At 43.0% G+C, this 12029-nt stretch carries 12 protein-coding genes; 4 read left to right on the forward strand and 8 right to left on the reverse strand.

Features of this window, described 5'->3' with window-relative positions; all coding sequences use genetic code 11:
- The first annotated feature begins 319 nt into the window (after positions 1-319).
- Entirely contained in the window at positions 320-1135 is an 816-nt protein-coding gene (locus tag DWV34_RS12645; RefSeq protein ID WP_022260853.1) for a YihY/virulence factor BrkB family protein, read from the forward strand.
- Between the two features lie 65 nt (positions 1136-1200).
- Here DWV34_RS12645 and DWV34_RS12650 read toward each other — a convergent pair whose 3' ends face one another.
- Positions 1201-2421: a 6-phosphofructokinase gene (locus tag DWV34_RS12650; RefSeq protein ID WP_006568876.1), complete on the reverse strand. Its 1221-nt coding sequence runs from the start codon at positions 2419-2421 to the stop codon at positions 1201-1203.
- 112 nt (positions 2422-2533) lie between these two features.
- On the opposite strand from DWV34_RS12650, the gene DWV34_RS12655 reads away from it, so the two are divergent.
- Positions 2534-4315 carry an aminopeptidase P family protein gene (locus DWV34_RS12655; protein ID WP_006568875.1) on the forward strand — a complete coding sequence of 594 codons (1782 nt, stop codon included), beginning with the start codon at positions 2534-2536 and terminating at the stop codon, positions 4313-4315.
- A 67-nt stretch (positions 4316-4382) separates the two neighbouring features.
- Here DWV34_RS12655 and DWV34_RS12660 read toward each other — a convergent pair whose 3' ends face one another.
- Entirely contained in the window at positions 4383-5309 is a 927-nt protein-coding gene (locus DWV34_RS12660) for an AEC family transporter (protein ID WP_009288743.1), read from the reverse strand.
- Positions 5310-5320: 11 nt separating this feature from the next.
- A complete protein-coding gene (locus tag DWV34_RS12665) occupies positions 5321-6157 on the reverse strand; it encodes a substrate-binding periplasmic protein (protein ID WP_022260854.1) in 837 nt (278 codons plus the stop codon).
- Between the two features lie 162 nt (positions 6158-6319).
- On the opposite strand from DWV34_RS12665, the gene sigG reads away from it, so the two are divergent.
- Positions 6320-7096, forward strand: coding sequence for an RNA polymerase sporulation sigma factor SigG (sigG, locus tag DWV34_RS12670; RefSeq protein WP_009288745.1), 777 nt, complete (start codon positions 6320-6322; stop codon positions 7094-7096).
- 43 nt (positions 7097-7139) lie between these two features.
- Here sigG and DWV34_RS12675 read toward each other — a convergent pair whose 3' ends face one another.
- From DWV34_RS12675 to DWV34_RS12690, 4 genes are all read right to left on the reverse strand, one after another.
- Complete coding sequence (locus tag DWV34_RS12675; protein ID WP_022260855.1) at positions 7140-8009, reverse strand: AraC family transcriptional regulator; 870 nt, start codon at positions 8007-8009, stop codon at positions 7140-7142.
- Between the two features lie 67 nt (positions 8010-8076).
- A complete protein-coding gene (locus DWV34_RS12680) occupies positions 8077-8469 on the reverse strand; it encodes a hypothetical protein (protein ID WP_009288748.1) in 393 nt (130 codons plus the stop codon).
- A gap of 558 nt (positions 8470-9027) precedes the next feature.
- Entirely contained in the window at positions 9028-9975 is a 948-nt protein-coding gene (locus DWV34_RS12685) for a magnesium transporter CorA family protein (RefSeq protein ID WP_009288749.1), read from the reverse strand.
- Between the two features lie 59 nt (positions 9976-10034).
- Positions 10035-11006, reverse strand: a complete 972-nt coding sequence (locus DWV34_RS12690; protein WP_009288750.1) for a Gfo/Idh/MocA family protein — start codon at positions 11004-11006, stop codon at positions 10035-10037.
- A gap of 140 nt (positions 11007-11146) precedes the next feature.
- On the opposite strand from DWV34_RS12690, the gene DWV34_RS12695 reads away from it, so the two are divergent.
- On the forward strand, positions 11147-11488 hold the full coding sequence (locus DWV34_RS12695) for a hypothetical protein (protein ID WP_022260856.1): 342 nt from the start codon (positions 11147-11149) through the stop codon (positions 11486-11488).
- Between the two features lie 46 nt (positions 11489-11534).
- Here DWV34_RS12695 and DWV34_RS12700 read toward each other — a convergent pair whose 3' ends face one another.
- Positions 11535-12026, reverse strand: coding sequence for a GNAT family N-acetyltransferase (locus DWV34_RS12700; protein WP_009288752.1), 492 nt, complete (start codon positions 12024-12026; stop codon positions 11535-11537).
- Between the last annotated feature and the right edge of the window lie 3 nt (positions 12027-12029).

Here is a 12029-nt window from a genome sequence, read left to right on the forward strand (position 1 = left end):
ACACCTATCGAAATCTATCTGTATAAATCCCATAAGTTGGTTTAGCCTGCATTACCAGTAACAATCCTTCTTTCTTATTCCCTTAACTTATTTCCAATTTTATCAAAGTGTACCCGCTATGTCAACCACTTTCTTTATAATTTGTTTATAAATTTTTAAGATTTATTCTATGAGAAAACAAATCTTTCTCTCCTGCTGTCCCGGTATTCCTGTGGTATCCAGCTTTTTCTTGAGTATTTCAAATGCTTATGATAGAATATATAAACTATTTGTATAAAACAAAATTTTTCTATATCAATATGATCTGAGAGGTATTTATATGTTAAAGTTAATCGCCCTTCTGAATTCGGTGATCGCGAAAGCTCAGAAGGATCATATCACTGCCTTTTCCGCTCAGGCAGCATTCTTTACGGTGCTTTCTTTTTTCCCGTTCCTGATCGTTGTGCTGAGCCTGATGCGCTTTGTTCCCGTGACGCCGAAGGACCTGATCGGCCTTGTGAACTACTATCTGCCGGAACAGTACAGTGTCAGTCTGGTTGCCGTCATCAACTCTTTATATGGAAAAATCACGACAACCTACATGTCATTCACGATCATCACCCTGCTGTGGTCCGCATCAAAAGGAATCCTTTCCATGATGACCGGGCTGAACACGATCCACGAGATCCCGGAAAAACGGAATTATTTTGTGCTCCGGTTTATCTCCACTATGTATATTGCGTTTATCGCGGTAGCGGTCCTGATCGGAATCATTGTGCTCTTGTTCGGAAACACACTGCTGAACCAGCTGTATCAGTTTTATCCGTTTCTGTCCAACCAGCATATTGTATTTTTGCTGATCCGTTTCGGCATTGCATTTTTTATATTTTTCCTTGTATTTTTTATCATGTACCGTTTTCTTCCAAGCGAACATTTTAAAGCCAGACAAGTGATGCCGGGAGTGATATTCAGCTCTGCAGGATGGATCATTTTGTCCTCACTGTTTTCTATCTATTTTGATAACTTTAAATTTTTCAGCATTATGTACGGGGGTCTTACCGGTATTCTGCTTACCCTGTTCTGGCTGTATTTCTGTATGATGATCCTGTTCATCGGAGCCGAGCTAAACCAATATATTATGAAAAACCATAAATAACAGAAACGTAAAGAGGAACTTTTCCGGATTGGTACAGAAAAGTTCCTCTTTTTTATTTGAATGATTTAAAGAATAAAATGTTCCGGAACCCCGTCTTTATACGGAATCCGCACTTCCCCCTGAATCAAAGGCCTTAAATAGTCCACCATCTCCTGCGTGATATCATGTCCGTTTTCTGTGATCCACTCAAGAGGCACTGTCTTTTCAACATTTGCAATCTTGGACAGATCAGCCAGTACGATCTCAACCTGATAGTTATCTCCCGGCATCCGTTTTAAAGCGGACATCTTACCGCTCTCACCCCGGATGGCGCTGACAGCGGCAAAGGCCCCCAGATTTCTGGATTCGATGATGTCGGTTTCACTCAGCATATATCCGGCGCAGCGCTGAAGAATATTGAGTTCCACAGAGCGGACCTTGCAGCTGATCTTGTCCGTGATCACCTGTTCCAGGTATTTTCCAATGCCCGACAGGTATTTATGTCCGAAAGCATCTTCTTTCCCGGACTTCATTTCTTCTCCAACGTAATTTCCCCGGGCGTCCTTTAATCCTTCGCTGACCGCGATGATAATGTTATTCTCCCGCTCCAGCGCTTCCTTTACATCCTCCACAAAACGCTCCGTATCAAATGCTCTCTCACACAGGTAGATCAGCTGGGGCACATGTCTCGCTTCATTTCTTGCAAGGGCCGCACTGGCCGTCAGCCATCCCGCATTCCGTCCCATGACTTCCACAACCGTCACGGACGGAATATCATAGACATAACAGTCGCACGCAATCTCTGTAAAAGCGGTGGCAATAAATTTGGCCGCAGAGCCAAATCCCGGACAATGGTCTGTCTCTCCGAGATCGTTGTCGATGGTCTTCGGAGCTCCCATGATCTTGATATCATCCACTCCGTGTTCCCGGCAGTATACGGAAAGCTTATAGACAGTATCCATAGAATCGTTTCCGCCGGTATAAATAAAATATCCGATATTATTTTTTCTCAGGATCCGGATGATCTCCTCAAACTCTCTCTTGTCTTCTTCCGGATTTTTCAGTTTCCAGCGGCAGGACCCCAGCGCTGCTGCAGGTGTCACGGCCAGCAGATCCCTTGTCTCGGGGCTTCTGCATATGTCATCCAGCATTACAAAATTTTCGTTTAATACTCCTTTGATCCCATTCAGCGCACCGTATACATGTTCTACCCGGCTGCTCGCAAGTCCTGCGTCGATCACGCCGGTGATGGTTGCATTGATCGCCGCCGACGGTCCTCCTGACTGTGCCACTAGCATGTTTTTCATCTTTGATGTCCTCCTCATTCAGCTGCAAAATTTCTGCACATATTCTAAAATTCTATTTTTCATTATATCGTGTTATAATAAAAATCACAACAATAAAAGGAGGCTCTGAATTATGACTACACCACTGACAAAGCTCCAAAAATCTATGATTGAAAAAAACATTGCGTATTACTTGATTCCCAGTGAAGATCCCCACCAGTCCGAATACGTGGACGCTCACTATAAGTGCCGCCAGTTCATCTCCGGATTCACCGGATCATCCGGAGCAGTCCTGGCAGAACAGACCGAAAGCCGGCTCTGGACGGACGGGAGATATTTTACCCAGGCCGAAGCACAGATCGATTCTGAGCAGATGAAGCTGATGAAGATGGGTGTTGCCGGCGTTCCGACGATCCTTGAATATCTCACAGAGCATCTCAGTGAAGGAGATGTCCTCGGCTTAAACGGCCGTATGATCAATACCTCTTATGGAAAAAAGCTGGCCAGGCTGGCTGCTTCAAAAAAAGCAGTCCTTGAGACAGATCATACTCTCGCAGAGGATCTCTGGACTGGCCGTCCGGCTGCCGCAGCATCCCCGATTTTTATCCATGAAGATATTTACGCCGGGGAATCTGTGCCGTCGAAGCTCAAAAGAATCCGCAGCTGCATGGAGACAGTTTCCGCAGAGGCTCATTTTATCGCCTCTCTGCCGGATATCGCATGGATCTTCAATCTGCGCGGCAATGACATGCCCTGCACGCCTCTGTTTTACAGCTATGCATGGATCACACAGGAAAACTGCTGCCTGTTTGTGAGGGAAACCTGTCTTTCGGAAGAAGTCAGTCGCCGTCTCGAACAGGATAAAATAACGATTCTGCCCTATGGACAGATTGATTCTTTCTTGGCAAAACAGAAGGGAAGCGTACTGATAGATCCCGATACCGTAAACTACAAACTCTGCCAGGAGCTCGAAAAAAACCAGATTATTTTTGGTGAGAATCCTTCTTCCGGCATGAAAGCGGTGAAAAACGAGACACAGATCAGCGGGCTTAAAGAATGTCACTTATCTGACGGCATTGCCATGACAAAGTTCATGTTCTGGCTGAAGCAGAACATCGGTTCCGTTCCTATGACGGAGCGTTCTGTCCAGGACCGTCTGGAAGAGGAGCGCAGAAAACAGCCTCTGTATCAGGGCCCGAGCTTTGATACCATCTGTGCCTATAAAGATCACGCGGCTATGATGCACTACTGTTCCACCGAACAGTCCGATGTCTGCCTGAAACCGGAAGGACTGCTTCTGATCGACTCGGGCGGCCAGTATCTGACCGGGACGACGGATGTCACCCGAACTTTTATCTTAGGTGATATCTCCGAAGAAGAAAGACGGCACTTTACCCTTGTATTAAAAAGTATGCTTTCCCTCTCCGATGCTAAATTTCTTCTTGGATGCCGGGGAAGCAGCCTGGACATTCTGGCCAGAGGCCCGCTCTGGGAAGAAGGAATCGACTACCGGTGCGGAACCGGACACGGCGTCGGACATTTTCTCGGAGTCCACGAAGGCCCCAACGCCTTTCGCTGGCAGGTCAGAGACAATCAGCTGGATGCTGTCCTGATGCCCGGTATGGTCACAACCGACGAACCTGGAGTGTATATACCAGGAAAATATGGCATCCGTACAGAAAACATGCTCCTGTGCAAAAAACAGCGGCAGAATGAATACGGCAGCTTTTTAGAATTCGAGCACCTGACGTTGGTGCCTATTGATATGGACGGTGTCGATGAGGCGCTTCTCAATGATAAAGAAATCCGTCTCCTCTATGCCTATCACCAGCTTGTCTTCGACAGTCTCTCTCCTCATCTCACCGATGAAGAGGCCGGCTGGCTGTATCATTTTCTGAGAATCCAAAACAGCTGAATTTTATGTGAAATACAAAAATCCCATGGTTCTTTCCGCGGAAAGAACCATGGGATTTTCTGTCTTATTATAAGAAAAATTTTTCTCCGAGAGAGATCATGAGCGGCAGCGTGGCAACCGCTGCAATCGTGGAAACTGCAAATAATTCTGCCGCGTAGCCCACATCCTTCTTAAACTTCACCGCAAACATGGTCGTGATCGCCGCAGTCGATGCAGATGAAGCAAGCAGCGACAATATTTTAAGATCCTTGGATACCGGCACGACGAGAAGGATCAAAAACATGACCATTGGCATAAGAAGAAGCCTCAGTGCCGTCATGACATAAATCCTCGGTCTTGTCAGTGTCTTCAAAAGATTTGTCTGCGCAATGGCAGTTCCGGATATGATCATCGCCAGGGGTGTATTCATATCAGCGATGGCTTTCAGCGGATTGTAGATCAGAACAGGAAATTTAATCTGAAACAGGTAACAGAAAAGTCCTGCGAATGTTGCAATCATAACAGGTGCTTTGAATATTTCTTTGACTGATCCCCGGTTAAATGTCCCCTGCATGCTGGCAGCTCCGTGAGACCAGATAAACAGATTCTGTGCGGCAATAAACGCTGTTATGTATATAACCCCCTTCGGACCCAGCACCGCCTGGGCCAGAGGTATCCCCATAAAACCGCAGTTCGGGTACACAATGCTGAACCGTTCCAGAACTGTCCGGTCATTATCCTTTCCGCGGATCAGCAGAAAGGACAAAACGATCGCTGCCGCATGTACCGCAATTCCTAAAATAAAGGTAACCAGAATTCCATGGAATATGTCTGCATCAAACTCAATCTGAAAAGAAGTGAGCACTACAAATGGAATGACTAAGTAAAGGGTGATATTGGAAAGATCTGTGCTTCCCCGTTCGGTTATGAGGCCCGCCTTATAGGCGGCTGCCCCCACAGCCATCATACAAAACATCATGACGATCTGTCCAAATACAATTGAAACAATATTCATGAATTCCCCTCTTAATCTTCGTCTTCCGATCCAATCCACTCGTTCTTAATGGTCTGGTAGGTGCCCTCTGTATTCAATACCTGAAGCGTTACATTAAACTTTCCGACGGAAGGATCTTTCTTTCGGAACATGATCCCATAGTTGCTCTCTGCTGAGTTAAGCTTTTCATCTAGAGCAGAGATTTTGTCCCCTTTATAATTTGCCATGAAATAATCAACGCCTGTTGCATCATAAACCGTAGCATCGATCTTTCCTTTTTCAAGATCTTTGAATACCTTGTCCATAGATGGATAAACCTTAATCTTATTCTCCTCAGAAAGGTTGGTCTGTGCATATTCTGCGTTGGAGGTTCCCTCCTCTACCCCTATAGTTTTTCCTTCCAGTTCTTTTCTGTCTGTTATGTTTTTATCTGTATTGACCATAACTTTTAATGTATTTTCAAAATAGACATCCGAAAACTGAAACTCCTTTTGGCGGCTGTCCGTAATACAGATACCGGAGATAGCAAGGTCGATCTTCTTCTCCCTGAGCAGGTCCGTAAGCTCCCTCATCGGAGCGACGCGAAGCTTGTACTCAAAGCCCAGATACTCACTGATCCCCTTGATCAGATCGATGTCAAAACCTTTCATCTCCTTGGTTTTTTCATCTCTGACAGAAAACGGCGCCATACCGTCGGACACGCCGATGATCAGCTGTTTTCCCTTCATGGAATCTTTGACTTCTGATGCTGTTATGTTTTCTTTCCTGACATTTTTATCTCCTGTCTTTTCCTTGTCCCAGGGAAAATTACAGCCCCCCAAACAAAAAACAAGACATATCATCATACAAATTAGCAGTAATTTTTTCATGATATGATTCCTCATTTCTATATTTTCTTCTTACTCATAATATCATTGGTAAATATGGGTGTCAAACGGTCTGGCAATTTTTTCATCGTATAAATCCATTTTGATTGGTGAATGATTTTAATATATCGTTCGCAAGAACAATTTACAAATGGAGGAATTATCATGGCACTTAATAAAGTTGAAATCTGCGGAGTCAATACTGCTTCTCTTCCTTTACTCACCAATGAAGAAAAAGAAGAACTGTTCATAAGGATCGAACAGGGTGACCAGGAAGCAAGGGAACAATACATCAAGGGCAATTTAAGGTTAGTTTTAAGTGTCATTCAACGTTTTTCCGGCAGCAATGAGAATGCCGACGACCTGTTTCAAGTTGGATGTATCGGGCTTATGAAAGCCATCGACAATTTTGACCGCTCCCTGAACGTTAAATTTTCTACCTATGCGGTTCCGATGATCATCGGAGAAGTACGGCGTTACCTGCGGGATAATAATTCCATGAGAGTCAGCCGTTCACTCAGGGATATTGCCTACAAAGCCATCACAGCAAAGGAGGCTCTGACCAAAAAATTCAACAAAGAACCGACCATCGAGGCCATCGCAGAAGAGATTGAGATGAAAAAAGAGGATGTCTTATTTGCCCTGGATGCCATCGCAACACCTCTTTCACTCTACGAACCAGTCTATCAGGACGGCGGAGATACTCTGTTTTTGATGGATCAGGTAAAAGATAAAAAAAACAAAGAAGAATTGTGGGTTGAATCTATCGCATTAAAAGATGCTATGGAACATCTTCCTGAAAGGGAATATAACATTATAAGGCTTCGCTTTTTTGACGGCAAGACCCAGACAGAAGTAGCCGATGAGATTAGTATTTCACAGGCTCAGGTCAGCCGCCTGGAAAAAAATGCTCTGAAACATATGAAGCACTATCTGGATTAAAACAGCACAGGGACATTTCTAACTCAAAGAAATGTCCCATATCTTATAGCACCGGAACCCAAAACTGAATCTCACTCTCTCCCTTTTCATCAGTCTCTTCTCCGTATTTGGCAAAATCATAACGGCTGTGTTCATTCAGCCTGCAGGTCGAATACGGAAACCACTGCCGGTAAATATAATCCACAACAGGCTCAAGACTGTCCTCGTTTTTTCCTCTGAGAGTAAAAACAGCATACCTGCCGGAAGGCAGTTCAAAACTTTTCATATTCTTGGGGATCCGCTCCGGCAGACTAACCTGCGCCGCCGCAATATAATGAAAAACCGGGCTTGTGTGTTCAAATTTGAATTGAGAATAATCATTTACTCCTATGAGGAACCTTTGATCTGTCCGGTTTCCAATCTTATCTTTATTTTTATGCAGTAACTTCCAGCACTTTCCGATGACTTTAAAGCCCTTTTCAGTTCTTCCGTCATAACCAACAAGATATAATTTATCCTCTTCTGCCATTTTTACATCTAGCATCTTATCTCCCCTCAGCTCCCTTCGGTTTCTGACATCATATTTCATCTGAAGCGGAAGAAAATCATTTCGCTTTCTGTAAAAGCTGGGTGTGCACCGGAACATAGATTTAAAGCTCCTTGAAAAAGAACGCTGGGTGTCGTAGCCAGAGCACAGTGCGATATCTGTCAGGGGTTTTGCTGTAAATACAAGCATCCGTGCCGCCTCCGTCAGCCTGCGGCGCAGGATATACCTGTGAATGGGAATGCCCACAACAAACGTAAACATTCTGTGCAGATGATATTTGGAATACCCGATTTCCCCTGTAATCCTGTCCAGGCTCAAGTTTTCCTCGGTGAGATGCTCCTCTATATAATCCACTGCCCGGCCGATCATTTGTAAATTATTATCCATACAACTACCTCCTGATCTTAGAATAACAAAAAACAGGATTTGATAATTCACATAACTTGCGGACTGACTATTTCTCGTATTTGTAACTCATATTTTTTTCTTTAAAATAAGCTTGATTCTTCTCTAAAAAGAATTCATTTTCCAGACGATACCTCTCTCCATCTATTATCACAATAACTTCTGCAAAATAACTCTTTTTCGTTGATAATTTTTCTCTCAAATTCATCAAGTATATTCTATATTGCCTTTTTTCTTCATTTATATTTGTCCTTTCAAATTTATCAATCGTATAGTATCCGAACTGCTCATAAGTATCAATCTTTTTTTCTGCAATTTTATGATCTCCGTCTTCTGAATAAATCCATAAGATAACATCTTCTATCTCTTTATTTGATTTAGTCTCAATTATGATCTCTCCTGTCTTTTGGAATGATGCATTAAAATTCAGCTCTGTTTCCATATTGAACAGTGATATAAAGATACACTGTGCAGATGCAAACTATATATATAAGTCTTAGTTCAATGCTCTCCTCAAATACAGCAACAACAATATTAGAAAAACGCATTGAGATTATGATCGTCATTGCTGAACTAAAGAGAATCATATGATACATTCGGTCTTCCATTCGTGGAATTTTTTCGACAGAAAAACAGGAATCCTGTTTCACTATATAAATGGCAATGTACAGAAATACAGAACAAAGAGTTACCATCACACCGCAGCACAAGATAACCAGTGGTGTAATTCATATAATACCTCTTTGCATATCAATGACATGCATATTAAGTTGTTTTTTTTGTGACATTGCCTGTTACTTGAAAACAAAGTATAAATGCCGGTATTAAGCCAAATAAGAATATTATCCTTTCTTTTCTATCAACTCTTTCGTTCATATCTCTTATCACCTGCCCTTTTCTTAAAATCTTAAGAGGGAATTATCCACTAAAGATAATTCCCTCCGAATTTTTAGAATTAATAAGCAAAAAACTATTCACAACAGAAACCGTTTCCTAATTATTATAGTAGATTCTTCTTCTTTAGAATCAGCACGGCAATCACGCACACTGCAACAGAAAACGCACTTACGATGAAGAACCCCATCGGGCTTCCCGAAAACGGCATTCCTGCGGGATTCAGGTTCATCCCATAAAGCCCTGAGATCATTGTCGGCAGTTCCAGCACAATCGTGATGGCAGCCAGAAACTTCATGACCTGGTTTAGATTGTTGTCGATGATGGAACCAAACAGCGACATGGTACTTCTTAAGATATTATGATAAATATAGGTCATCTCCATCGCCTGCTTATTCTCGATAATAACATCTTCCAGCAGTTCCTGGTCTTCTTCGTAGTGTTTAAGTCCTATATGCTTTCTGAGTTTCTCCAGCACCACCTCATTTGACTTCAGGGAAGTGGTAAAATACACAAGACATTTCTCTAAATCGTAAAGCTGGATCAGGTCCTTGTTCCTGGATGTCTCATGCAGAATCTCTTCCACCTGGTTGGCTCTTTTATCGATCATTCTCAGATAAACCAAAAACAGAGCCGCATTGTTATAAAGAATCTGATATACAAATCTCGTCTTCATATATGTATAAAAATTCGGCACCAGCCCGTCCGTAAACTGCTTCAAAATATTGGTCTCTTCCAGGCAGACCGTAAACACGACCTTTTCCGTGATAAAGATGCCGAGAGGAATCGTCTCATAAAGCCGCTTCCCCTCTTCTGCACGTACCACCGGGATATTGGCCAGTATCATCGTATAATTATCTTCATGTTCCAGACGAGAACGTTCTTCCTCATCCAGAGGCGCCCTCAGATCGTCCAGATCGATCTGGTATTTTTCTGCCACCATCTGAAGTTCTGCTCCGTTCGGATCCGTCATCATGACCCAGGATTCGCGTTCAATCTCGGTAATCTCTCTTAATTCTTTTGATCCCTCATAAGTTTTAAATATCCTGATCATGATTCCCCTCCTTTTGACAATACTATCATTATAGCAATTGAAAAAGGAAACGGCAACCATTATTCAAATGGATACTTCATTCCCCACTGTGTTCTCACACTGCTCAGAATTTTCATGACATCTCTTGAAATCTCCAGATTGTTATCGGAAAACGTACCGCTGACGGTTCCTTCCATGGCTTCTACCTCATATACTAAAGCGTCTTCTGTCCTGCCCGCCTCAATGGTTTCTGTAACGCCTGTCTCTGTATTTGTGATCGTTGCCTTTGAAGCCCTCGGATACTCGTATACTTCGATATATCCTTTATCTCCTGTGACAACACCCCTCTTCGGCTGTTTTGCACGAATGGTAAGGCAGATCACCGCCATCTGGTCAGACTCGTTTTTCAGAATGATACCGGACTGTTCATCCACACCAGTCTCTACATACTGTACTGTGGTAAGGATCGTATTCGGCGCCTCGTCCATAAACGTTCTTGCAAATGTCGTGGCATACCCTCCGATATCGAGAAGTGCTCCTCCGGCTGCTTCCAGTGCAAAAAATCGGTTCGTAGAATCATATCCTTTGTTGCTTCCGAAGTTTACCTGCACCATCTTTACGGTTCCAATGTCTCCTTTGTCAATTCTGTCCTTCAGTTCTTTAAACAACGGCATATGGCTGATGGTCATGGCTTCCCTTACTGTCAGATTCTTCTCTTCCGCCAGGGAAACGATCTCTTCCAGCTGATGGTCATTGACTGTGATCGCTTTCTCACATAAAATATGTTTCCCGGCCCCAATCGCTTTTTTCATATTCTCATAGTGCTGGCTGTGTGGAGTTGCAATATAGATCACATCAATGTTTTCATCCTTAAGCATTTCTTCATATGATCCGTAGACATTTTCGACGCCGTATTTTTCCGCAAATGCTTCTGTCTTAGTCTGTGTCCGGCTGCTGACCCCATAGACCTTTCTTCCCATTTTTTCAAATGCCTGCGCCATTTCGTTGGCTATAACCCCGCATCCTAAAATACCCCATTTTAAATCGCTCATCTGATTCTCCTTCCTGAAGTGAAATCATATTTCTTATCTAGATTTTATCACGAAACTTTATTTTGTCAAGCATTGCGTTGCTTTTTCCAATTTTTCATATTACAATGATTATACCAGAAATGAGAAAGGAGCACGACACTATGGGTAAAAAATTGAAAAAATTTCTGAAAGTTGTGACTGCCATCATCTCCATCGGCGGAATTTTATATATCGCCAGAGACCAGATCAAAGCAATCATAGACAAGCTGAAAGAATTAAAGGATCAGGAAAAGGATGAAAATCTCGATGACTGGGATCCTGATGCATTTGACGATGACGATGTTTTCCCGGATTCAGCGGAAGACAGCCGTGATTACTTCTCCATCCACATCACGGACGAAGAAGAAGCAAAAGAAGAAACATCTGAGGAAGAGACTCCTTCCGAGGACAACGTTTCCAACGAGGATAAGACTTCTGACACACCAGAAGAAGATGATAAATAAAAGAACTCCTATGCTGATTTTATCGGCATAGGAGTTCTTTAGTTTCTTATAAATCAAGCTGGAGGATGTAGTCATCCATGATAAATCCGTTTCCGATATCAGTTTTTACGGAATCAACCTCTGCAAAGCCTTTCGCTTTGTAAATATCCAGACTGTTCTGATTATATTTGTTGCAGGTAAGATAAATGGCTTTTTTATCCATCTTCTCTGCAAACTCTATGGCCTTTCTTAATAAAATGCTGGAAAGCCCTTTTCCGCGGCTCTTCTTGTGCAGATACAGTTTACTCAGAAACAGACGGTTCCCATCCGGCTTCACGCCGCAGAACCCCACTAACTTTCCTTCGTCATATCCAAGAAAATAGGTATAGTGTTCTTCATCAATCGCCTTTTTTAATGCCTGGTAGCTCTGGAACTTCTCTACCATATAGTCGATCTGTTCCTTTGAGATAATAGATACAAAATATTCGTGCCAGATCTCAGAGGCCAATTTCGCCAGTGTCTGCACTTGTTCTTCTGTCTCACACACTTTAATTTTCATGTT

The organism is Anaerostipes sp. AF04-45, assembly GCF_003461725.1.
In the GTDB taxonomy this organism is placed as follows: Bacteria; Bacillota; Clostridia; order Lachnospirales; family Lachnospiraceae; genus Anaerostipes; species Anaerostipes caccae.